Source organism: Pseudomonas sp. P39-UII1, from assembly GCF_039672635.1.
Taxonomy (GTDB): Bacteria; Pseudomonadota; Gammaproteobacteria; order Pseudomonadales; family Pseudomonadaceae; genus Aquipseudomonas.
On record NZ_JBDFPP010000008.1, the window covers coordinates 82,686 to 103,519 of the forward strand.

Annotated in this window: 21 protein-coding genes; 7 read left to right on the forward strand and 14 right to left on the reverse strand. The window is 65.1% G+C overall.

Annotated elements, in window-relative coordinates; genetic code table 11:
* Positions 1-7: 7 nt before the first annotated feature.
* Complete coding sequence (locus tag ABEH27_RS12860) at positions 8-1,963, forward strand: pilus assembly protein TadG-related protein (RefSeq protein ID WP_346613950.1); 1,956 nt, start codon at positions 8-10, stop codon at positions 1,961-1,963.
* Here ABEH27_RS12860 and ABEH27_RS12865 read toward each other — a convergent pair.
* The gene (locus ABEH27_RS12865; RefSeq protein WP_346613951.1) at positions 1,948-4,593 is read right to left on the reverse strand and encodes an ATP-binding protein; all 2,646 of its coding nucleotides are present in this window, start codon (positions 4,591-4,593) and stop codon (positions 1,948-1,950) included. The genes ABEH27_RS12860 and ABEH27_RS12865 overlap by 16 nt on opposite strands.
* Positions 4,590-5,033, reverse strand: a complete 444-nt coding sequence (locus tag ABEH27_RS12870) for a TadE/TadG family type IV pilus assembly protein (protein ID WP_346613952.1) — start codon at positions 5,031-5,033, stop codon at positions 4,590-4,592. The genes ABEH27_RS12865 and ABEH27_RS12870 overlap by 4 nt, the downstream gene beginning before the upstream one ends.
* A 75-nt stretch (positions 5,034-5,108) precedes the next feature.
* On the opposite strand from ABEH27_RS12870, the gene ABEH27_RS12875 reads away from it, so the two are divergent.
* Positions 5,109-5,543 carry an A24 family peptidase gene (locus tag ABEH27_RS12875; protein WP_346614062.1) on the forward strand — a complete coding sequence of 145 codons (435 nt, stop codon included), beginning with the start codon at positions 5,109-5,111 and terminating at the stop codon, positions 5,541-5,543.
* Between the two features lie 11 nt (positions 5,544-5,554).
* Here ABEH27_RS12875 and ABEH27_RS12880 read toward each other — a convergent pair whose 3' ends face one another.
* The 8 genes from ABEH27_RS12880 to cpaB form a co-directional block, all read right to left on the reverse strand.
* The gene (locus tag ABEH27_RS12880) at positions 5,555-5,773 is read right to left on the reverse strand and encodes a DUF3613 domain-containing protein (RefSeq protein WP_346614063.1); all 219 of its coding nucleotides are present in this window, start codon (positions 5,771-5,773) and stop codon (positions 5,555-5,557) included.
* Between the two features lie 61 nt (positions 5,774-5,834).
* Positions 5,835-6,536, reverse strand: a complete 702-nt coding sequence (locus ABEH27_RS12885) for a tetratricopeptide repeat protein (protein WP_346613953.1) — start codon at positions 6,534-6,536, stop codon at positions 5,835-5,837.
* A 10-nt stretch (positions 6,537-6,546) separates the two neighbouring features.
* The gene (locus ABEH27_RS12890; RefSeq protein ID WP_346613954.1) at positions 6,547-7,434 is read right to left on the reverse strand and encodes a type II secretion system F family protein; all 888 of its coding nucleotides are present in this window, start codon (positions 7,432-7,434) and stop codon (positions 6,547-6,549) included.
* Between the two features lie 2 nt (positions 7,435-7,436).
* Positions 7,437-8,318 (reverse strand): type II secretion system F family protein, encoded by an 882-nt coding sequence (locus ABEH27_RS12895; RefSeq protein ID WP_346613955.1) that lies wholly within the window; start codon positions 8,316-8,318, stop codon positions 7,437-7,439.
* Positions 8,315-9,571, reverse strand: a complete 1,257-nt coding sequence (locus ABEH27_RS12900; protein ID WP_346613956.1) for a CpaF family protein — start codon at positions 9,569-9,571, stop codon at positions 8,315-8,317. Before ABEH27_RS12900 ends, ABEH27_RS12895 begins: the two co-directional genes overlap by 4 nt.
* Positions 9,568-10,758: a pilus assembly protein gene (locus tag ABEH27_RS12905; RefSeq protein WP_346613957.1), complete on the reverse strand. Its 1,191-nt coding sequence runs from the start codon at positions 10,756-10,758 to the stop codon at positions 9,568-9,570. The genes ABEH27_RS12900 and ABEH27_RS12905 overlap by 4 nt, the downstream gene beginning before the upstream one ends.
* Positions 10,755-12,014 (reverse strand): type II and III secretion system protein family protein, encoded by a 1,260-nt coding sequence (locus tag ABEH27_RS12910; RefSeq protein WP_346613958.1) that lies wholly within the window; start codon positions 12,012-12,014, stop codon positions 10,755-10,757. The genes ABEH27_RS12905 and ABEH27_RS12910 overlap by 4 nt, the downstream gene beginning before the upstream one ends.
* A gap of 17 nt (positions 12,015-12,031) precedes the next feature.
* Positions 12,032-12,979 carry a Flp pilus assembly protein CpaB gene (cpaB, locus tag ABEH27_RS12915; protein ID WP_346613959.1) on the reverse strand — a complete coding sequence of 316 codons (948 nt, stop codon included), beginning with the start codon at positions 12,977-12,979 and terminating at the stop codon, positions 12,032-12,034.
* A gap of 296 nt (positions 12,980-13,275) precedes the next feature.
* Between cpaB and ABEH27_RS12920 the strand changes: the two genes are divergently transcribed.
* Positions 13,276-13,452, forward strand: coding sequence for a Flp family type IVb pilin (locus ABEH27_RS12920; RefSeq protein ID WP_346613960.1), 177 nt, complete (start codon positions 13,276-13,278; stop codon positions 13,450-13,452).
* Positions 13,453-13,509: 57 nt separating this feature from the next.
* Positions 13,510-13,920 carry a response regulator gene (locus tag ABEH27_RS12925; RefSeq protein WP_346613961.1) on the forward strand — a complete coding sequence of 137 codons (411 nt, stop codon included), beginning with the start codon at positions 13,510-13,512 and terminating at the stop codon, positions 13,918-13,920.
* Positions 13,921-14,121: 201 nt separating this feature from the next.
* Here the strand turns inward: ABEH27_RS12925 and ABEH27_RS12930 are convergent, their stop codons facing one another.
* The 4 genes from ABEH27_RS12930 to ABEH27_RS12945 all read right to left on the reverse strand — a co-directional run bounded on the left by ABEH27_RS12930 (position 14,122) and on the right by ABEH27_RS12945 (position 18,528).
* Positions 14,122-14,469 (reverse strand): HPF/RaiA family ribosome-associated protein, encoded by a 348-nt coding sequence (locus ABEH27_RS12930; RefSeq protein WP_016395445.1) that lies wholly within the window; start codon positions 14,467-14,469, stop codon positions 14,122-14,124.
* A 179-nt stretch (positions 14,470-14,648) separates the two neighbouring features.
* Positions 14,649-16,976 carry a TonB-dependent Fe(3+) dicitrate receptor FecA gene (gene fecA, locus ABEH27_RS12935; RefSeq protein WP_346613962.1) on the reverse strand — a complete coding sequence of 776 codons (2,328 nt, stop codon included), beginning with the start codon at positions 16,974-16,976 and terminating at the stop codon, positions 14,649-14,651.
* A gap of 80 nt (positions 16,977-17,056) precedes the next feature.
* Positions 17,057-17,986 (reverse strand): FecR family protein, encoded by a 930-nt coding sequence (locus ABEH27_RS12940; RefSeq protein WP_346613963.1) that lies wholly within the window; start codon positions 17,984-17,986, stop codon positions 17,057-17,059.
* Positions 17,983-18,528: a sigma-70 family RNA polymerase sigma factor gene (locus ABEH27_RS12945; RefSeq protein ID WP_346613964.1), complete on the reverse strand. Its 546-nt coding sequence runs from the start codon at positions 18,526-18,528 to the stop codon at positions 17,983-17,985. The genes ABEH27_RS12940 and ABEH27_RS12945 overlap by 4 nt, the downstream gene beginning before the upstream one ends.
* 101 nt (positions 18,529-18,629) lie before the next feature.
* On the opposite strand from ABEH27_RS12945, the gene ABEH27_RS12950 reads away from it, so the two are divergent.
* Genes ABEH27_RS12950 through ABEH27_RS12960 form a run of 3 tightly spaced genes read left to right on the forward strand, consistent with a single transcriptional unit; the run spans position 18,630 to position 20,832 of the window.
* Entirely contained in the window at positions 18,630-18,935 is a 306-nt protein-coding gene (locus ABEH27_RS12950) for a DUF3649 domain-containing protein (protein ID WP_346613965.1), read from the forward strand.
* Positions 18,932-20,506, forward strand: coding sequence for a PepSY-associated TM helix domain-containing protein (locus tag ABEH27_RS12955; protein WP_346613966.1), 1,575 nt, complete (start codon positions 18,932-18,934; stop codon positions 20,504-20,506). The genes ABEH27_RS12950 and ABEH27_RS12955 overlap by 4 nt, the downstream gene beginning before the upstream one ends.
* On the forward strand, positions 20,506-20,832 hold the full coding sequence (locus ABEH27_RS12960; RefSeq protein WP_346613967.1) for a DUF3325 domain-containing protein: 327 nt from the start codon (positions 20,506-20,508) through the stop codon (positions 20,830-20,832). The genes ABEH27_RS12955 and ABEH27_RS12960 overlap by 1 nt, the downstream gene beginning before the upstream one ends.
* The last annotated feature ends 2 nt before the right edge of the window (positions 20,833-20,834 follow it).

The window sequence follows — 20,834 nt, forward strand, 5'->3', positions numbered from 1 at the left end:
AGTGCGCGTGGTCCCCTCGTCCGCAACCCGCCAACGGGGCGCGATCGGCCTGATGGCCGTGACCACCTTGGCCATGGCCCTGTTGTTCCTGCTGGTGGTGCTCGACAGCGGCCGGCTTTACCTCGAACAGCGCAAGTTGCAACGCATTGCCGACATGGCGGCGCTGGAAGCCGCCGGCCAATACGCCTTGTGCAGCGGCAGCGGCCCCCAGGCCACGGCCATCGCGCGGGTTGCCGCCACCCGTAACGGCCATGCAGCCGACGACCCGTTGGTGGCCAGCTGCGGTTATCTGCAGACCGGCGCCAACAGCCTGCGCACCTTCACCAGCGACAACACCCGCAGCGAAGCGATCAGGGTGGACGTCAGCAACACCGTCACCACCAGCATCGCCGGCGGTCTCTATACCCTGGTCCAGGGCAGCGGCGTGCCCCTGACCACCACCTTGCACGCCCACGCGGTGGCGTCGAAACCGTTGCCGCCGCAGGCCATGCTGAGCATTCGCACCACGCTGGCCACGGTCGATTCGCGCCAGTCAGTGTTGCTCAATGCCTTGCTCGGTGCCCTGGGCGGCAGCGTGCAGCTCGACCTGGCCGGCTGGAAAGGGATCGCCGCCACCAACATCAACCTGCTCAGTTATCTCGACCAGCTGGCCGTCGACCTGAAATTGCAGGTGGGTGACTACCAGCAGTTGCTCAAGGCCGACGCCACTGCCACGCAACTGCTGCAGGCCGCGGTCAAGGTACTGCAGCAGAGCGGCGCTGCCGTCGATGTGGTGACCAACCTGGGCAAACTGGCGTTGGGTACCAGCAACGGCACACTGCTGAACCTGGGCGACATCCTCGATATCCAGAACGGCACCGCCCAAGCCGGCCTGGATGCCAGCATCCAGTTGCTGCAGCTGGTGCAGGGCGTGATCCAGCTGGCGGCCAGCCAGAGCGCTGCCAATGCCGATCTGCCGCTCAGCGTGCTGGGCCTGGTCAATGGCCGGGTGCGCCTGAAGGTGATCGAGCCGCAACAGATTTCGGCCGTGGGCGACCCACGCACGGATGAACTGCGCGTGCACACTGCGCAGGTGCGGGCGATGATTTCGCTCGACCTGCCGTTGCTGAACACCATCTTCGGGCTGGTCAACGCCGTGCTCGACCTGGTCTCGCCCCTGACCAACGTGCTCAACAACCTGCTCAGCCTCAACCTGGCATCGACCCTGGAATCGGTGCTCTGCCTGCTGGGGGTGCCGTGCACGGTGACCGATATCATGCTGGTCCCCGACAAACTCCAGCTGGACATCGGCCTGGAGGTCGCCGAAGCCACGACGCGCCTCGACCCGCTGTCTTCCGATACCTTCAGTTGCTCGCCCAAGCGCTTGACCACCCGGGCGCAAAGCTCTGCGGCCAAGCTTGCGGTGGGGCGTTTCGAGTCCACCACGGCGTTCTTCACCACCGGTACTACCGCGGTCAAGGCGTTGCCATTGATCGACATCGGCACCAAGCGCTGTACCAAGCTGCTGATCCTCGGCACCTGCGAGGCGCGCATACCTTACGCCGGCGGCGGCCTGGGTTTGCGGGTCGACAGCAAGTTGCTGGGCAGCGGCCCCTTGGAGCACTCGCTGGTGTTCCAGGCACCCAGCAGTGAGCCACCGAACATCGGCCAGCCCGCCGCCTACCTGAGCATGCGCACGATCAACGACAACGTGGTTGGCAGCCTCAGCGACACCTTGCTGGGCGTCCAGTTGCAGGCTTTCAAACCTACCGTCAACAGCGGTCTGGGCGACGTCCTGGTGATCGTCGGCAACGTGCTCACCGCGGTCAAAGGTATTCTCGACCCGTTGATCAAAGGCCTGCTCAGCCCGCTGATCGACCCGATACTGAACGTGCTGTTGAAAGTGCTAGGCATCGACCTGGTCAACGCCGAGGTCGGCGCCAACCTCAGTTGCTCCAACGGCCGCGCTCAGTTGGTGCTGTAGACCGGCAGCAGCACCCGAAAACACGCGCCCTCTGTGCCGTTGACTACCTCCAACCTGCCGCCCATGGCCTCGACGATAGCGTGGCTGACCGACAGCCCGAGCCCGGTACCCACGCCGGCGGGTTTGGTGGTGAAGAATGGCTCGAAGAGGCGCTCGAGCAGGCGCGGGTCGATGCCGCCGGCGTTGTCTTCCACCAGCAGGCACAGTTGCCCTGGCTCGATGTGCTGGGTCACACGGATCCGCGGGTTGGCAACCTGCCGTTCGAGCAAGGCGTCCCGGGCATTGACCATCAGGTTGATCAGCACCTGTTCCAGCTGGTCTTCATGGCCCAGTACTTCCGGGCACAGGTCCGGTTCCTCTATCTGCAAGGCCAGCCCCTTGCCGCGCAACCCTTCGGCCAGCAGCGCCACTGCGCCGTCCACCGCAACCCATGCCGCAAAGGCCTGGCGTTCGACTTCAGAGCGGCGCCCATAGGTGCGCAGGTGCTCGACCAGGCGTGCAGTACGCTCGACCTGGGCGTCGATGCGCTGCAGCTTGCCTGTCAGGTATTCGATGTCGGCCTCACCGCTTTGCAGGCGCTTGAGGGTATTGGCCACGGCCAGCCGCATCACATTCAGCGGTTGGTTGATTTCATGCACCAGCCCGGTTGCCAGTTCGCCCAGGGTGGCCATCTTGGCGCCTTGCAGCAGTTGCTGCTGGCTGTGCCGTACCTGCGTGTTGTCGCGCCCCACCGCCTGCACTTCCAGCAGTTGCCCGTGTTCATCGAACAGCCCACGCTCGGCCCATACCCACCATGCATGCCTGCGCCCCGGCAGTTGCAGGCAGACCTCGGCGCTGCTCAATGGCTGCTGTGGGGTCAGCGCCGCCAGGCGCTGCACGAACGCCAGGCGCTGGCTGTCGGACATCCACTGGCCCAGGTTCATCTCGATCAGCTGTTCCGGCGCGCACTCCAACTGTTCGGCGAGCGGCCGGTTGCCGAACAGCAGCTGCAGGTCCGGGGTGTAGCGGCAGATCATCGCCGGTGAGTCTTCAACCAGCACCCGGTAACGCTCCTCGCTCTGGCGCACACGTTCGGCGGCTTCGGTCGCTTCGCTGACATCCAGCCACAGGCCGACCACCTCGACGGGTTGGCCGAGGTCATCACGCAGCAGGCGGGCTTCGTCCAGTACCCAGTGGTAGCCGCCCAGGTGGTCACGCAGGCGATAACGGCTGCGTACCTGGCCCTCGCGCAGCAGCGTGCGTGTGCGTTCGAGCCAGATCAGGCGGTCATCCGGGTGCACCGCCTGGCCTGGCTGGCGCGACAGTTCGCTGTCCTTGGGCCAGCCCAGCATCGGCGCCAGGCTGGCGCTGAAAAACTCGCTGTGCAGCGCACCGTCGGCATAGCGCTGGATGTAGATCACCGCAGGTGAACTGGCGATCAGGTTCTCCAGCCGCGCGCGGGCGGCCCCGGCTTGAAGCTCCTGGGCCTTCAGCGCGCTGATGTCGAGCAGAAAACCGCGCGCCTGCCGGCCATGCCGCTGCCCGACCCAGTGCAACCAGCGCGGGGTGGCCACGCTGTCGGCTTCGAGCAGCCGCAGGCTGAGGCTCAGGGCAACGCCATCGCGCAGTTGCTCCAGGGCCATGTGCGCAGCCTCGCGGTCAGCCGGGTGCAGGCGCGACAACCATTGCTCGATGCTGACCTCGCACGGCAGGCCAAGGCTTGCGGCCAGGGCCGGGTCGAAATGCAGGGGGCCTTGCACGGGCCACTCCCACCAGCCTGCGCCCAGTTGCTGCTGCAGTTCGTCGAGGTGGTGCGAGCGTTGCTGCAGCTGGTACTGGCGAAGGCGGGCCAGCAAGGGTTCGAGCAAGGCTTGCAGCAGCGCCTGGGCTGCCTCTGGTGCAGGGGGCAAGCGTGCGCCCGCACAGAGCAACCAGGCCTGAGTGGCATGGCCGTGGCTGTACGGCAAGAGCAACAACGGCAACCCTGCACACGATGCCCGCCATTGCGCCGAGTTTGCCTGCACCTGGTGGAAGCGGGGTGGCAACGCCTGCAGCCAGGGTTGCAGGCGTTCGTCATCGGCCCAGGGCCAGTCGCCCTCGCTGCAGGCGTAGGTACGCCAGCCTGATTCGTCCGCCAGCAGCAGGCGCACCGACCCTGCATGCCAGTGCTCGGCCAGGCCTTGCAGTTGCTCGGCGGTGGTCTGCGCCAGCCATTCTTCGCTGCAGTCACGCACGGCCTGGCCCATGTCGCCGGCCAGGTGGCGCACGGTCAGCCATTGCTCCTGCCGATCGCCCTGGCGCAGCAGGTCGCCGATATCGAACAGCTGCAGCAGCCAGCCGACAGCCTGCCGTTGCAGCCAGCCGCGGGTGTGCAGGGCCTGGCCGTGCACGGTATGAAAGTCCAGATCCAGGGCTTGCCCTTGCCAGTCGGCGGGCACGCCTTCGAGCACCAGCCAGCTGTGCCGGTACAGGTAATCATGCACCCGGGGGCGCGCCTGACTGGGCACGGCCAGCACCGTGCGCAACGGCCCGGACAGCCGCAGCACCTGCCCTTGATCATCCAGCCACACCTGCAGGCCGACGCTTTGCGGCAGGTCGGTTGCCGGCTCTGCGGCGTGGCTGCCACGCCAGCGCTCGAACAGGCCGCTCACAGCTGCAGGCTCGCTTCAGCGCGCAGGGTCGCGGGCAAACGCGGCACCTCGCCAATCAGCGGGACCACCAGCAGTGGCAATACATTGATCAATTTCGCTTTCGGATAACTGATCGTCACGGTGAGGACCTTGTTTGCACCGAGGGTTACCTGCGCATCGCTGGCTGGGCGAAAGTCGAGCGCGGCGGGCATCCAGGCCAGCTGCTGGCTTATCACGCTGCGGGCAAGGGTTTGTACATCGGTGGCATAGCTCGCGCTGTTCGGGTCGAGGGCGACGCAGCGGCGTACCGCCTCGCTGCTGGCCTGGTTGAACGACTGCAGCATGAGCATCGGCAAGGTGTAGCTGACCAGGCCGTAGAACACCGTGAAAAAGATCATGAAGACGGCGACGAACTCCAGGGCTGCCGCGCCTTTTTGCCGTGCTGCCGGGCCTGCTTGCATGATTGCGTCTACCCTGACGATGAGTCCTGACTGACAGCATAGAACCGTTCGACGAACAGGGATGGCCAATTGCCAATATCCAGCATTGCCCTGCTAGCATGGCTTGCCTTGTGCAGCGGACAAGATGTCCGCGAACGGCAGATTTCCAACGTCCTGACCCTGGGCGTCGCCGCCTGTGCCCTGGCGTGGCTGGCGTTTACCGGGCGTACCTGGGTCGGTGCCCAGGCCACCGATGCTGGCTGGGCACTGGCTATCGTGCTGCTGCTCACGCTACCTGGCTACGTGCTCGGACGCTTTGGTGCCGGCGACGTCAAGTTGCTCGCTGCACTGGCTTTGGCCACCAGCCAGGATTACCTGCTCGGCACGTTCATCGGGGCCGGAGCGGCGTTGCTGGTATGGGCGCTGGTGCGGCGGTTGCTGGGGCGCGGGGCAGGGCGCGCGGGTGAAAAACAGCCGTTCGCGCCCTGTGTGCTGGCGGGTTTTCTGCTGACCAGCGCCTGCCTTCAGTGATGCATGGGGTGTCAGTTGTTCGACTCGGTCACCTTGGTCCAGCGGTAGAAATCCGGGATGGCGTACTTGTAGGTTTCCAGCCATCGCTGCTTGGACAGGTCGCGCTCGCGCGCCGTTTGTACCTGCAAGCGGGGCGAAGCCTGCTCGCCGCTGGACTGCACCCGCAGCAGCGCTTCAGTGGCCGTCAGCGCTTCGCGTGGCTGGCGTGGGGTGTCATCGGCCGACACCATCGATACGCTGGCGCAGCAGGCCATCAGCATCACATACCTGATCATGACCTTCTCCTTTCCCTCAGTTGACCATTACACCGGTGCCACTGGCCGAGGCAATCGGCCCACGCCCGTTGGCCTTTATCTGGCTGGCGCGGGCCTGGGCTTCGGCAAACTGCACAGGTTTCAGCCGCAGCCGGCCGACCAGGTCAGTCGCTTGCTGCCAGTTGTCTTGCAGCAGCGAAAGGGTCACCAGGTTGACGGCTGGCAGCGGGTTGTCATCCTTGAGTTCCATGGCGGTGAGGAATTCGAACCGCGCCTGTTCGTACCGGCCCAGGCTCATCAGCACCACGCCCAGGTCGTTGCGCACCCGCTCGTCGGTGGGGGCAAGGCGCACCGCCCGCTGCAGATTCTGCAAGGCCTGTACATCGTCACCCCGGGCCGAGGCAAGTTGCCCGAGGCCATGCTCTCCCTCGGCGGCAAGGCAGCCGCCGAGCAGGCTACGGTACAGCGGTTCGGCCTCGCCGAGCCCGAGCAGGCGCGAGACCCTGGCCTTGCGCAGGCGTACCTGGTCGAGGGCGTCTGGCAACTGCTGCAGGTGCGCGAGGCTGGCGTGCGGGCGCCCGTCGTTGAGCATCTCGTCTGCCAGGTTCAGCGCCAATTGCTGGTCGGCGTCAGGCTTGCCGCAACTGGGGGTACCGAACAGTTGCCCGAGCCCCTCCGGCGGGTGCCCGGCGCAACCGGCCAGCAGTACCAGGCTGGTCAACAACAGCATTGCTTTCATCCATCACTCCCTAGGGGCCCAAGGCCCGCGCCAAAGCGGAAAACCCCGGCCCAGCCAAAACAATGAGCAACGCCGGGAAGAGGAATACCATCATCACGGCTGACATCTTTGCCGACATTTTCGAAACCCGTTCCTGCATCCGCGTCAGGCGCCGGTCGTCCAGCAAGTCCTTGAGCGCCAGCAGCGACTTCATCGCGCCACTGCCCTGCACCAGCAACTGCTGGAGAATCACGCAGGTATCGATGAACTCGTCCACCGCCAGAACGCGTGCGGTCTTCTCCAGCTCGGGCCCCAGCGCCAGGCCCGAGTCCACCCGTTGCAGCACCTGGCGCAGCTCGTCGCTGATCTCCGGCACCAACGCTCGGCCTTCCTGGCTCAGCACGCGCAGCGCCTGCTCGACGGCAAGGCCGGTTTCGAAGAGGATGCGCAGCAGTGGAATCAGCAGGCTCACTTCCAACGCGATGCGTTGCTGGCGGCGCGTGGCGGCCACCGCCAGCAAGCGCTTTGGCAGCAGGTAGCAGGCCCCCAGTGCGCACAGCGGCCAGATCAGCCAGTGCACCGCGTCACCGCCCATCACGCCTTGCTGCAAGATCAAGGTCAGCAGCAGCGCCACCAGCGGCAGCCCCAGTTGTACGGCAGCGAACAGCGCGCGCTGACGGCTGCGGCGCCAGCCGACGCGGTCGAGCAAGGCCTGGGTTTCACCGTCGAGCTTCTGCAAGCGCTGCCCCAGTGGGCTGCTGCCCAGCCAGTGCAGCCAATCCCCCAGGCGTTCATTGCGTGCCAGGCGGCCCTGCAGCCGGCGGGCGACCAGGTAACGGGCGCGCAACTGGCGAGCGGCCTGCAGGCCAAGCAGGGTGGCCGCGATCAAAAGGCACAGGGCGCACAGCAGCAGGGCCATGGTCACAAGCTCCTCATCATGCGCCACAGCACCAGGCAGCCAAGCGCCTGCAGGGCGAAAGCCACCAGCAGCATCATCTGCCCGGCGCTGTCTTGCCACATGGCCAGCAGGTAGCGCGGGTTGGCCATCAGGAAGTAACCGGCCATGCACAGCGGCAAGGCGCCGAGCACTATGGCGGTGATGCGGGTTTCGCCGGTCATGGCCTTGAGCTGGCGGCTGCCTTGTTCGCGCTCGCGGATCAGCTTGATCAGGTTCTCCAGCAGCTCGCTGGTGTTGCCGCCGTAGCGCCGGTTGATGCGCAACCCCAGGGCGAACAACCGCAGTTCGTCCTGGCCATACAGCTCGGCCAGTTCGTTCACGGCATCATCCAGCGGTACCCCCAGCTGCACGTTGCGCCGCACCCGGGTCATGGTCGAGCGCAACGGTTCGCGGGTGCTGTCGATGCCGCCGAGCACGGCGTCGTTGAGGGTGCGGCCGGCTTTGAGGCTACGCACGCTGTAATCCAGCAGTGCAGGCAATTGTTCGACCAGCTGCCGCACGCGCTGCCGGTACAGCCAGCTGAGGGTGAAATAACCGAGCAGCGGCAGGCTCACCAGCATCATCAGCGCGGCCACCCAGCCGGAGGCGAGCAGCGCCAGCAGCACCAGGCCGAACCAGGCCAGCAGCCAGCGCCGCGGTTGCCACTCGGCGGCGCCAAGCCCGGCACGCTGCAACAACGGGTCGAGCCAGTCGCGCCGTACGTTGCCGTTGCGTACCACCTGGAAGGATCGCCCCAGGCGCTGGAGAACCCGCTGTTCGCTGCGCTTGTACAGCCCCAGGCGAAACAGCATCAGCGACACGCCCAGCAACAACGGCGACAGCGCCAGCAGCACGGGCCCGATCACAGCACACCTTCATTGCGCAGCTTGCTGCCAGCAGGGTTGGGCGCTTCACGCAGGAACACGTCGCCGCCGCGGCGGTCGAGGCGGAACAAGGTGTTGGTCACGTACACGTCGTCGCGTACGCCGACCACCTCCAGTACTTCACTGACGCAGCGCCGGCCATCGGGCAGGCGAGTCAACTGGATGACCACGTCCAGCGCCGCGCAGATCATCTGCCGCAAGGTCTTTTCGGCGATCTGTCGCCCGCTCAGGCCGACCAGGGTTTCCAGGCGCAGCAGCGCATCCTGCGCGGTGTTGGCGTGCACCGTGCTCATCGAGCCATCGTGGCCGGTGTTCATCGCAGTGAGCACATCGAGTACTTCGGTGCCGCGGATCTCGCCCAGGATGATGCGGTCCGGGCGCATGCGCAGGGCGTTGCGGATCAGCTCGCTGGCCTTGATCTCGCCGTGCCCCTCGGCATTCGGCGGGCGGGTTTCCAGGCGTACCACGTGGGGGTGGTTCAGCTGCAGTTCGGCGACGTCCTCGATGGTAACCAGGCGCTCGCGCGGGGCGATCATCTGGCTGAGGATATTGAGCAAGGTGGTCTTGCCGGTGCCCGTGCCGCCGCTGACCAGGATGTTGCAGCGCCGGCCAACCGCGCGCTCGAGGAAGTCGAAGATGTGCTGGTCGATGGCGCGGGTGGCCAGCAGGTCGGCACTCTTGAGCATGTCCTGGCGGAACTTGCGGATTGACAGGCACGGGCCATCCAGCGCCACCGGCGGAATGATCGCGTTGACCCGGCTGCCATCGGGCAGGCGTGCATCCACCATCGGCGACGACTCGTCCAGGCGCCGCCCGAGCGGGGCGAGAATGCGCTGCATGACGCGCTCGACGTGGTGAGCGTCGATGAAACGAAGGTCGGTCTGCTGCAACTGCCCGGCGCGTTCCACGAATACCCGGTGCGGGCCGTTGACCAGGATTTCGGTAACGCTGGCGTCACGCAGCAGCACCTCCAGCGGCCCGAAGCCGGTCAGCTCATCGACCAGTTCTTCTGCCAGGCGCTCCATTTCGTAGCGGGACAAGGCCAGGCGCAGACGCGCGACGTAATCGCCGACCTGCTCCAGCACGAACTGGGTCAGTGCCGGGCGCGCGCCTTCCAGCAAGTTGCGGCCACTGTCCTCGATGGCGTCGATGGCGAAGCGGTGCAGCGCGCGTTTGAGCGCATAGGGGTCGCTCGCGCTGTGCTGGTGGCCGCCGAAAGGCAGGTCGCCGTTCATTTGCTGCCCCACAGCCGGCGTAGCCAGGTGAAGGCCGGTGGCGGGAGGTTTTCCGAACGCAGCGCCAGGCGTTCACCCAGGCTGCGCAGCGCCTGGGTCAAGTTTTCCCGTGGGGCCAGTTCGAACAGGCTCAGGCCCTGGTTCTTGACGTTCAGCCGCACCTCGGGGCTGTCGGGCAAGACCTTGAGCAGCGGCAGGGCATAGCGCTTGGCCAGGCTGTCGGCGTCGGGGGCGACGTTGTTCAGGTAACGGTCGACCAGCAGGCTGGCATGCTCCAGCTTGATGCCATGGTCACGCCACAGCTCAAGCACTTCCAGGTTGCGCCGGCAATCGATGATGTTCTGGTCGGTGTAGACGATGAGCTTGTCGCAGTGGCTGACGATGGTGCGCAGCGCTTCGCTGTCGGCATGCCCGGTCAGGTTCACGACAATGTGCTGGAAATGCTGACGCAGGGCACTGAGCAGCATGTACAGCTCGGCAGGGCTGGTCAGGTGCAGCGGCTCGTCGTTCACCGCGCAGGTCAGCAGGCCCAGGCCTTTCTTGTCGCGGGTGAAGGCACTGTCGATCAGCGTGGTGTCGAGCCGGCGCAGGTGGCGCAAGGCATCGCCGAAATAGAACGACGCCTCCAGCCCGAGCAGGGCCAGGCTGTCGCCGCGCGGCATGCCCAGGTCGAGCAGCAGGGTCTGTTGGCCGCTTTCCTGCACCACCCGCGCCAGGTGCGTGGTCAGCAACGCGCCATCGGCACCTGATTGCACCCCATACACCACGGTCAGCCCGCCCAGGCTGGGGTTGCTGGTAACGGTCGGCATGCGCTTGCCCAGGCGCCGTACCAGCCCGGCCACTTCACTGGCGCGCGAGCCATAGGCGACGAAATCGCGGGCACCGGCGCGCATGGCATGCAGCACCAGCTGGTTGTCCAGGCCATCGCCGAGGGCGACGATCGCCAGCATCGGCTTGGCTTCCAGCACGCCCTCGATCAGCGCGCACTGAGTGACCAGTTGCTCGCGGTCCAGGCCAATGAACACCAGGGTACTGAACGTGGCGTTGACCAGCGCCAGCAGTTCGTCGAGGCTGCCGGCATTGGCGCCGATCACCTGGCCCTGGGGGGCCAGCGCGCTCTGCAGCCATTGCAGGTCTTCTTCGTTGCGGGTAATGGCCAGGAAGGTCTGGTTGAGGATCTCGTTCATTGTGATAACCCGTTGCGGCCATCGAAGTTGCCGTTTTCCAGGAAGAACAGCCGGCCCCAGCTTGGGTCATAGGTGCGCAGCCCTTCGCCCGGCAGTTGCGGCAGGCGGGCATTGGCGGCGAGGGGTTGGACCAGGTGCGGGGTGACGATCATCAGCAGCTCGGTTTCTTCGCGCACCAGTGCCGACTGCCGGAAGAACGCACCCAGAATCGGCAGGTTGCCCAGCCCTGGGAGTTTGTCCACGGCCGAGCGGGTGTTGTTGCCGACCAGGCCACTGATGATGAAGCTCTCGCCATCGGCCAGGGAAATACTGGTGTCGGTGCGCCGCACGCTCAGGCCCGGTACCCGCGTGCCGGCGATGGTCACCGCATTGGTGTAGTCGAGTTCGCTGACTTCAGGGGCGACCTTCAGGGTGATGCGGTCGCGGCTGATCACGGTCGGGGTCAGGGCCAGGCGTACGCCGAATTCCTTGTACTCGATCGAGACGTTGTCGCTGCCGGAGCTGGGGACCGGGATGGGGATTTCGCCACCGGCCAGGAAACTTGCCGTCAGGCCGCTGAGCACGGTAAGGCTGGGCCGCGCCAGGGTGTAGGCGAAGCCGCTGTTCTCCAGTGCGTTGATGGCGGCCAGGAAGCGGCTGCTGCCGCCACCCCAGACGATGTTGAAGACGCCGTCGTCGAGTGGAATCAAGGGTGGCACGATCGGCACTGCACCAGGGGTCACCGAGGTACCCGGCACGGTGCCCGGCGAGCCGATCAGGCTGTTGTTCGAGCCGCTGAAGAACAGCCGCGCGCCGGCCTCCTTGTACTTGGTGCGGCGCACTTCGACGAAGCGGATGTCGGCCTGTACCTGGCTAGGCAACTGAGGGTCGAGCGAGGGCGGCAGGCTGTGTTCGGCCATGTCGGCACTGGCCTGGCCCTTGACGAACAGCATGGCCCGGTGCGGGGCAGGGGCGCAGGCTGTCCACAGCATGAGGGTAGTATTGCCCTGGCTCACGGCGGTCACCAGCACGGCGCGGTCACCGCTGGCCTGCACATCGGCGACCTTGGGGTCGCCGACGGCGGCCCGGGTGATCGTCAACGGCAGGCGTAGCTCCTGTTGCAGCCCTTGGTCCATTTCGATGACCGAGGGCAACTGGCTGAAGGCTTCGCAGCCTTTGCTGGCGGCATCGGCCTGTGGCAGCAGCGCCGCCGTGAGCAGGGCCAGGCACGCAGGGCTGAAGAATCGTCTTGAACTGCAACGCTCGGAACTACGCATACTGCATCCTTGCCTTGTCAGGGTGTCTTGTTGGCGTCGGCGGCCTGCGCCCCACGAATGATCTGCATGCTCGCCACGGCAGGCGCCTGGGCGGTATTGGCCAGCGGCGACTGGGACAATTGGCTGAACCGGTAGAGTTCACGCTTGATGCTCTCTACCTGCGGTTGGCTATCTGCCTCAGCCCAGTAGCGGGCCAGGCGCTGTTCGTCGGCACTGCGCACGGCCAGGCGCAGGGAGCCCACCTGGGCCGCCAGCATCAGCCGGCTGGCCAAGGCTTCGGGCACGGCCAGGACTACGGTGCGGGTAGTGGAGCCAAGGTTGTTTGAAGTGGCCTGCTCGCGGCGGGCCTTTTGTTCTTCGGCGGTTTGCGCCGGGCGCCCGTCATTGGCCAGGCCCATCTGCTCGCCGACGCTGAGCACACGCAGGGCAGGTAACACCACCTGGGCCGAGGACTGCGGGTTGTTGGCCTCTTCACGCAGGAACAGCAGCACGTCGACATAATCGCCCGGGTGCATTTGCCCCGCAGCACCGACCACGTCGTCCACGCCCACGGCAACCGCGCGCTCGTGCACGCGGATCATCCGCGACAGCGGCCCGCCAGCCTCGAAGCTGGACGCGTCGAGCCAGCTGCCTGCTGCCAGGGGCCGGGTGCTGGTGCGTCCCAGCACCTGTTCGATAGCCTGGAAGCCCCCGGCGGGCACCACCTGCAGGCGCTCGACTACCACGTCGTCTTCGGTCACTGGCGTATTGGCGGGGAGAGCCTTGCGCAGCACCACCAGGGGGGAGCGCTGAGGCTCCGGCGGTTGCGGGGCAGGCGGTGCGATCACGGCGGTGGGCTGGTCGACTTCGCTGGCGACGGGTACAGGCGGCGCGACAGGGCGGCTCAATACAAACCCCCAATAGCCGGCCAGCAGTGCCCCCAGCAGGAATAGCGCAGCCAGAACCATGGTCAAGCGACTGCTCATCTCTGGCCTCCCTGCGCGGATCGAGTAGTGGCAAAAAGTTACTATTTCGCTATTGGACGGTAGCTCAACCCTTACTCTTCGCCATGAGGCCGGCGGAAATTTTTCAAGCGGTGCTGCAAACCTAATAAATACAGCCGGTTAAAGGGATTCTTCAGGGCTAATACTTTCCGGCTAATACTGGCCGACTAATACTTTTTTACATTTGCAGACGCCGCAGGCTTGGCGATCCTTTGATGGCAAATAGGCGTCACTTTGACACCATTAACGCCGGCGCTGTCGCCGCAAGGAGCTGGGTCATGCTGCTGAACAAGATCACTCTTCACTGCAAGAACTTCCTGCACCGCAAGGACGGGGCGTCCGGTATCGAGTACGCGGTTATCGCGGCGATGGTGGCGGTAGCGCTGGCGGCGTTCGTCACCCCCATCTCGGGCCAGATCTCCGCCATGTTCACCAAGATATCCGGGATCCTTTAGTACCCACGCTCAACCGTGAGTAACACCAGCATCGAATCAGGTGAACAGGAGCCACCCATGCAGAACTCTTCCTCGCGTCAGCAGATTCTTTTGGTCGATGACGAGGAAGAGCACCTGCTCGAGCTGGCCGAACTCTTGGAAAACGAAGGCTACTACTGCCATACCGCAGGCTCGGTGAAAGCGGCCCTGCAAGTGCTCACCCGCCACCCGGACGTTGCCCTGGTGATCACTGACCTGCGTATGCCGGAAGAAAGCGGGATGGGCCTGGTCAAGCGCCTGCGCGATCACACCTTCCGCCAGCACCTGCCAGTGATCGTCATGTCGGGGCATGCCAGCATGGATGACGTCAGCGACCTGCTGCGCCTGCAGGTGCTGGACTTCTTCCGCAAGCCCATCTACCACGCGCGGTTGCTGGAAACCCTGGAAAACCTCTTTCCACAGCCTTTGCTGCAGGCGGTCAAAAACTGACCTGGTTTAATGGCAGAGGTAGGTATTGGGGCCGCTTTGCGGCCCATCGCGACACAAGGCCGCGCCTACAAGGTCCGCGCATGCCCTGTTTACAGGTGCATCACGCGGTCGGTGCAGGAGCGGCCTTGCCGGGGCGCCGGAGCGGTCGGAAAGGGCCGCAGAGCGGCCCTGGCATTTTCAAGTGAACGCGACTGGCAAAGCTCAGGCGTCAGGGTCACTCAGTTCCAGTACGCCACGCTTGCTGCGCAGTTTGCCGTAGAAGTGTTCCAGCGCATTGTTCAATTTGCTGGCAGCACCGTCGACCGCCTGGTCCAGCGAGGTCGCGGTGTGGGTCACGGAAATCGGTTGATGGCCTTTGGGGCGAGCCTCCATCTGGCAGCGTTTGTCATGCGGCCCGGGCTTGGCGCCGTTCTCGTCGCGCAGGTGCACCTCGATGCGGGTGAGGTCTTCCTCGTAACGTTCGAGTGTGGCTTCCAGCGTACTGCGGACCCACTCGTTGAGACGGATGTTGCCTTCGATATGGTTGCTGCTGTTGACCTGGATTTGCATGATTCAATCCTTATTCAGCTTGCTCGCATGGAGGCGTGCCTAGGCCCTTGAGGCCCTTGGAATTTCTTCGCCTCTTGACTCTAAGGTCAGGCAACCGAGGAACGAATTCAAGCCCTTTCTGAAAATAAATTTCTTGTAGCAAATCCACATGAAGGGCCGCAACGCGGCCCGCCATTCGATCAGAACGCTACCGACGTCTGCACATAGACCGTGCGCGGCTCACCCACGTACTTGCCCTTGTTGTTGTCATCGAACGAGCGTGTGTAGTACTCGCGGTTGAACAAGTTCTTCACGCCCACCGCCACCTTCAGGTTCGACAGCTGCGGCCCGAAGTCATACCCGGCGCGGGTGCTCACCAGCATGTAACCGGGGATGCGCCCGGTGCTGCCGTCGGCGCTTTCGGCGCTGGTGTTGGCGTTGTCTGCATACTGGCTGCTCTGGAAGCTGCCATCCAGGTTCAGCTGCCACGGCCCCTCGGTATAACCCACCCCCAGCGTGCCCTTGTGGCGCGAAGAGAACGGCACCTGATTGCCTTTGTTCGGCCCATCTTCGCGGATGGTCGCGTCAACGAAGGCATAGCTGGCGTGCACATCGAAACCGGCCAGCGCCGGGCTCAAACCATCCAGCGCATAGCGCACGCTGGTCTCGATGCCCTGGTGGCGCGTCTCGCCGCGGGCGATCACCGAATCGTTGGTCTGATTGCTCTCGTATTGGTTGTCGAAGTTGATCAGGAACGCACCGATCTCGGCCTGCAGGTCACCGTTGTCGTAGCGGGTGCCCACTTCCCAGGTTCGCGCTTTCTCGGGCTTCACCTCGCCACTGGTCACGCGGTTGGGCATCTGGCTGTACTGCACGCTGCCGAACGAGCCTTCGGTGTTGGCGTACAGGTTCCAGCTGTCGGTCAGGTGGTACATCACATTCAACGCTGGCAAGGCCGTGTTGTAGCTGCCCTGGTAACGCTGGCCGCTGAGCGTGTTGCTCTGCTCGGAGTCGATCATCTCGTAGCGGATGCCCGGAGTGATGGTCCAGCGGCCGATGTCGATGCGGTCATCCAGGTAGATGGCGTGGGCTTCGGTGCTGCCACGGGTGTCGCGGTCGTTGCGGCTGGCGGTGGTGGGCAGGTTGCCGTTGACCGGTTCGCGGAAACGCAGTTCGTGGCCGGCTTCGTTGACGTAGCGGTAGCCGATGCCCAGTTCGTGCCAGCTCTCGCCCAGGGCCAGGCCTTGCGAAAAGCGCGTCTCGATGCCACGCACCCAGTACTCGCGTGGCGACAGCGAAACGAAGCTGCCCTGGTCCAGGTAACCGCTGCGCAGGGTCTTGGTGAAGAAGCTGTTGACGCTGAACTGGCGCTCGTCCTGCTTGTAGTCGTAGCCGAAGTTGAACAGGGTACGGCGGCCCCAGAACTTGTCCTTCAGGCGCGTCGACTGATAGGGGTCGGCATCGAAGTCAGCGCTGCTCAGGCCGCCCGGCATGTCCGCCTCGCCCTCGTAGTACTGGGCCATGGCGTGCAGGCTGTTGGCTTCGTCCAGTTGCAGCTTGCCCTTGAGGATCAAGTCGTCGATCTGCGTGTCGCTGTGCTCGCGCCAGTCGCCGCCACGCACACCGGAGTACAGCAGCGCCCCGCCCAGGCCATTGTCGTTGGTGCCACCGACCAAGAGGTTGGCGCTGTTCTTCAACCCGTCCTGGCTGGAGGATGGGCTGACCTGGTTTTGCATGGCGGCCTTGAAGGTCGCCTGCTCGGGGATGGCACGGGTGACGAAGTTGACGATGCCGCCGACGTTCTGCGGGCCATAACGCACGGCGCCGCCGCCGCGAACCACGTCCACCGCGTCCATGTTGCCCATGCTGATCGGCGCCAGCGACAGCTGCGGTTGGCCATACGGGGCGAAGGGCACCGGGATGCCATCCATCAATACCGTCGAGCGCGAAGCCAGGCGCGGGTTGAGGCCTCGGATACCGAAGTTCAGGGCCAGGTCATGGCTGCCGGTGCCGTTGTTGTCCGGGGCGTTGACGCCGGGCATGCGGTTGAGTACTTCGCGTGCCGTGGTGGCGCCGCTGCGTTCGAATTGCTCCCGGCGCACCACGTCGCGGGCACCGGGATGCTCGAAGACGTTGTCCTGCTGCGCCTCGCCCAGCCAGTCGCCAACCACGGTCGAAGCGCCGAGCTCTACGGCAGCACCCGGCTGGGCGGCATCGACGGGCTGCAGGCTGAAGGCATTGTCGGCCTCTTGCCTTGCCTGCAAGCCGCTGCCACGCAGCAGCGCGTCGAGGCCCTCGGTGACATCGTATTGGCCGTCCAGCCCTTGGCTGTTCAGGCCCTGGGTCAGCTGAGAGCCGAACGAGATCAGTGCACCGCTTTCGCGGCCGAACTGGTTCAGGGCATCTTCCAGGCTGCCGCCGGCGATGTGGTAGGTGCGCGCCTCGGCGGCGTGCAGGGCCGGCGAGGCAAGGCCGAGGCTGGTGGCGAGCAGCAGGGCGTGGACGAGGGGGCTGGGGCGCAGGGGCATGGGGCGGATCCTGTGAGAAGGGGTTCTGCCTTCTCTGTCACGCGAGGTTCAGGAAATGGCTCAGGTAATCGAAAAGTTTTTCAACTGACCCGCGGTTCGACCGTGACCCAGTAGCGGGTAAAGCGCCGCACCTTCACCGGCAAGGCCACCTCGAGCATCTGCAGAATCCGCTCACTGTCATTCAGCGGGTACGAACCGGATACCCGCAAGTCGGCCACGCGCTCACTGCAGCCCAACTGGCCTTGGCGATAACGCCCAAGCTCGGCCAGAAAATCGCCAAGGCGCATTTGCGAGGCCACCAGCATGCCGTCGACCCAGGCACCGCTGTTGCTGTCCAGCGGAGCAATGGCCTGCCAGCCATTGGTGCTGAACCGCGCCCGTTGCCCAGGCAGCAGCGCCTGGCCCGAGAAGTTGGCCTTGCCGCTGAACACCGACACCAGGCTGAAGCCTTCGAACTCGCGCACGTTGAAACGCCCGCTGTCCAGTTGCAGGGCACCTTCGGCCGTGCGCAGCAGCAAGGGGCGGGCGTCGCGGGCCACGTCCAGCGCCAGTTCTCCTTCCAGCAGCCTTACCACGCGCTGCTGGCCATCGAAGCGCACATCGGCGGCACTGCGGGTATTGAGTTGCAGCAGGCTGCCGTCGTCCAACTGCATCCGCCGGCGCTGGCCGACCGGGCTGCGGTAGTCGGCCATCAGGCCGGGCAACGGGTTATGCGATTGCAGGCCCAAGCCGGCGGCACTGGCCACGCCCAGCAGCAGCAGGGCCTTGAGCGCCCGGCGCCGTGCGGGGGAGGGCGGCGCCTGCAGCGTGGCGTGCACCACCGGCGAGGCGACCCCACGCAAGCGCTGGTTGACCTGCTGGATATGCGCCCAGGCGCGCTGATGCTCGTGGTCGGCCAGTAGCCAGTGTTGCAGCGCCTGTTGCTGGGTGTCGTCGAAGTCGTCGCCCTGCGACTCGATCAACCAGTGCACGGCCTGCTCGGCCACCTGCGGCGAAAACGACGTGTTCACAGGGCGAAATAACAGCGCAGCGCTGCCTTGTTCAAGTAGCGCTTGACCGTGGCCAGCGAAACCCCCAGCTCGCGGGCGATTTCGCCCTGGCCAAGGCCATCGACCTGGGCCATCAGGAAGGCGCGTTTGACCAAGGGCGGCAGGCCGTCGAGCAGGCGGTCGAGCTCCAGCAGGGTTTCAAAGATGATCGCCTTCTGTTCTTCGCTCGGCGCTACGTTTTCAGGGGTTTGCGCCAGCGCCGCAAGGTAGGCGCGCTCCAGTTCCTGGCGCCGGAAGTGGTTGCACAGCACGCGCTTGGCCACGGTGGCGAGGAATGCCCGCGGCTCGACCAGTTGCGGTGCCTCGCGTGCCTGCAGCAAGCGCACGTAGGTGTCCTGGGCCAGGTCGGCAGCGCTCTGCGGGCAGCCCAGGCGACGGCGCAACCAGCTGGTCAGCCAGGTGTGGTGGGCGTGGTAAAGACCTTCGACCGAGGAAGAGAGGGCGCTGGACACCGTGATACTCCGGCGCCAACTAGCGCAACTGGTAGTAAGAATTGTTCGCATTGTAGTGGCATGCTCATGCCTCGGCAACAGACCTTTCAGACTTTGCTTATGAGAATTGAAATCATTACTATTGCATCCCCGAATTTCCCCGGACCTCCGCCATGAAGCGCACCGCCGCCGGCCTCCCGCTCAGCTACCGCCTGGCCGTGATCTCACGCAGCCTGGCCGCGCTGCTGGGCGGTTATCTGTTGGCGTCGATGGTCAGCATCTGCGTCGCGCTGCTGGCGCCCATGCCGCAGGTCGATGCGACCCTGACCGGCTTGCTGTTGTCGTTCGTCTTCTACCTGTTGGCGTTCATCTGGTGCTTCGCCTGCCGCAGCGCCTGGCGGGCCTGGCTCGGTGTGCTGCTGCCGAGCCTGGTACTGGCAATGGTCAATGGGCTCGCCTACTGGATGAAAAACCCATGAAGGAAGGCTTCCGCCAGGCGATGGCCTGGCTGCACACCTGGACTGGCCTGATCTTCGGCTGGCTGCTGTTCGCCATCTTCCTCAGCGGTACGCTGTCGTACTTCAAGGAAGAGATCAGCCACTGGGCACAGCCCGAACTGCGCAGCCATGCGCTCGACCCGCTCGCCAGCCTGGGCCTGGCCCAGGGCTACCTGGAAGCCAACGCCGGGCATTCGGCGAGCTGGATGATCCGCCTGCCGAGTGAACGGGAAGCGGCATTGAGCGTGGGCTGGCGCGACCCTGAAGGCGGGCGCCGGGGGTTTGTCAGAAAAAGCCTGGACGCGCAGAGCGGCCAGCCGGTGGAGGCGCGCGACAGCCGCGGCGGCGACTTCTTCTATCGCTTTCACTTCGAGCTGCAGATGCCGTACCCCTGGGGCCGTTGGCTGTCGACATTCTGCGCCTTCATCATGCTGCTTGGGCTCGTGACCGGCATCATCACCCACAAGAAGATTTTCAAGGAGTTCTTCACGTTCCGCCCGGGCAAGGGCCAGCGCTCCTGGCTGGACGGCCATAACGCCATCGGCGTGCTGGTGCTGCCGTTCCACCTGATGATCAGCTACAGCAGCCTGGTGCTGTTCATGTACATGGTGATGCCGGCCGGTATTCTGGCCAGCTACGGGGGCAACACCAATGGCTATTTCAATGACCTGTTCGGTCGCGACGAGGTGCCCAAGGTGGCCAATGTCGCCACCCCGCTGGTCCCGCTGGAGCGCCTGTATGCCAAGGTTCAGGAGCAGGTGCCCGGTGCGCGTATCGGTTTCATCCAGGTGCAGAACCCAGGCGACCTCAATGCCCGCGTCACCTTCACGCAATCCGCCGCCGATCACGTCGCTTACAAGCGCAGCGCCAGCTGGACCTTCGACGGTGCCACGGGGGCGCTGCTGAACCAGGGCGCGCCAGAAAGCGCGGCGATGATGACCTCCTTCAGCTTTGCCGGCCTGCACATGGGCAACTACGCCGGCCCTTGGCTGCGTTGGTTGTACTTCGTGTTCGGCGTGGCCGGCACGGCAGTGATCGGTACAGGCCTGGTGATGTGGCTGGGCAAACGCCAGCTCAAACATGCCAAAAGCGAGCGCATCCCGGGCGAGTTGCGCCTGGTCGAGGTGCTCAACATCGCCAGCATGAGCGGCCTGCTGCTGGCCGTGGCTGCTTTCTTCTGGGCCAACCGGCTGCTGCCGGTGGGGCTGGAGGGCAGGGCCAACTGGGAGATCAACAGCTTCTTCCTGCTGTGGGCGTTGTCACTGCTGCACGCTGCGTTGCGCCCCGGGCGCAGGGCCTGGGGTGAACAGCTAGGGCTGGGCGCGCTGGCGTTCGCCTTGCTGCCGTTGCTCAATGCACTGACGACAGGGCAGGGCCTGGACCACTCCTTGGCCGTCGGTGACTGGGCCATGGCCGGCTTCGACCTCACCGCGCTTGGCACTGGGGCGTTCCTGGCCTGGGCTGCAGCGAAGATGCTGCGCGCCCCAAAGCCGGTTGCCAAGCGCGCGCCCCGGGCGCCCAAGGCAACGGTTGAAGCGGTCGAGGTGAAGTGATGCTGAGTATTGCCCTGATGGGTTTTGCCGGGTTCGCTGCCTTGTGCCTGGCCATGGAAAAACACTTCAGCGACCTGCTCGGGCGTAAGCCTGGCCGTGGCCAGTTGCGCAGCCTGCGCCTGGCAGGCTGGCTGTTGCTGCTGGTGTCGCTGGTGCTGTCGGTGCACCAGCGGGGCTGGGCCCATGGCCTGGTGGAATGGGTTGCGGTGTTGATGGCCGGGGTCACTTTGTGGGTCTTCGGTTTGCCCTACCAGCCGCGCCTGCTGCTGGGGCTTGCCGCGCTCAGCCTGGTGCTGGGCCCGCTGTTGGCCGTGTTTGCCGGGTGATG

What these genes read in the sequence shown, in the direction of transcription:
- ABEH27_RS12960 (WP_346613967.1), top strand. Translation starts at nt 20,506, where the DNA reads ATGCTGAGTATTGCCCTGATGGGTTTTGCCGGGTTCGCTGCCTTGTGC.
- ABEH27_RS12870 (WP_346613952.1), bottom strand. Translation starts at nt 5,033, where the DNA reads ATGCAAGCAGGCCCGGCAGCACGGCAAAAAGGCGCGGCAGCCCTGGAG.
- ABEH27_RS12905 (WP_346613957.1), bottom strand. Translation starts at nt 10,758, where the DNA reads ATGAACGAGATCCTCAACCAGACCTTCCTGGCCATTACCCGCAACGAA.
- ABEH27_RS12930 (WP_016395445.1), bottom strand. Translation starts at nt 14,469, where the DNA reads ATGCAAATCCAGGTCAACAGCAGCAACCATATCGAAGGCAACATCCGT.
- ABEH27_RS12890 (WP_346613954.1), bottom strand. Translation starts at nt 7,434, where the DNA reads ATGGCCCTGCTGCTGTGCGCCCTGTGCCTTTTGATCGCGGCCACCCTG.
- ABEH27_RS12945 (WP_346613964.1), bottom strand. Translation starts at nt 18,528, where the DNA reads ATGCGAACAATTCTTACTACCAGTTGCGCTAGTTGGCGCCGGAGTATC.
- ABEH27_RS12950 (WP_346613965.1), top strand. Translation starts at nt 18,630, where the DNA reads ATGAAGCGCACCGCCGCCGGCCTCCCGCTCAGCTACCGCCTGGCCGTG.
- ABEH27_RS12925 (WP_346613961.1), top strand. Translation starts at nt 13,510, where the DNA reads ATGCAGAACTCTTCCTCGCGTCAGCAGATTCTTTTGGTCGATGACGAG.
- ABEH27_RS12885 (WP_346613953.1), bottom strand. Translation starts at nt 6,536, where the DNA reads ATGAAAGCAATGCTGTTGTTGACCAGCCTGGTACTGCTGGCCGGTTGC.
- cpaB (WP_346613959.1), bottom strand. Translation starts at nt 12,979, where the DNA reads ATGAGCAGTCGCTTGACCATGGTTCTGGCTGCGCTATTCCTGCTGGGG.
- ABEH27_RS12900 (WP_346613956.1), bottom strand. Translation starts at nt 9,571, where the DNA reads ATGAACGGCGACCTGCCTTTCGGCGGCCACCAGCACAGCGCGAGCGAC.
- ABEH27_RS12910 (WP_346613958.1), bottom strand. Translation starts at nt 12,014, where the DNA reads ATGCGTAGTTCCGAGCGTTGCAGTTCAAGACGATTCTTCAGCCCTGCG.
- ABEH27_RS12955 (WP_346613966.1), top strand. Translation starts at nt 18,932, where the DNA reads ATGAAGGAAGGCTTCCGCCAGGCGATGGCCTGGCTGCACACCTGGACT.
- ABEH27_RS12920 (WP_346613960.1), top strand. Translation starts at nt 13,276, where the DNA reads ATGCTGCTGAACAAGATCACTCTTCACTGCAAGAACTTCCTGCACCGC.
- fecA (WP_346613962.1), bottom strand. Translation starts at nt 16,976, where the DNA reads ATGCCCCTGCGCCCCAGCCCCCTCGTCCACGCCCTGCTGCTCGCCACC.
- ABEH27_RS12880 (WP_346614063.1), bottom strand. Translation starts at nt 5,773, where the DNA reads ATGGTGTCGGCCGATGACACCCCACGCCAGCCACGCGAAGCGCTGACG.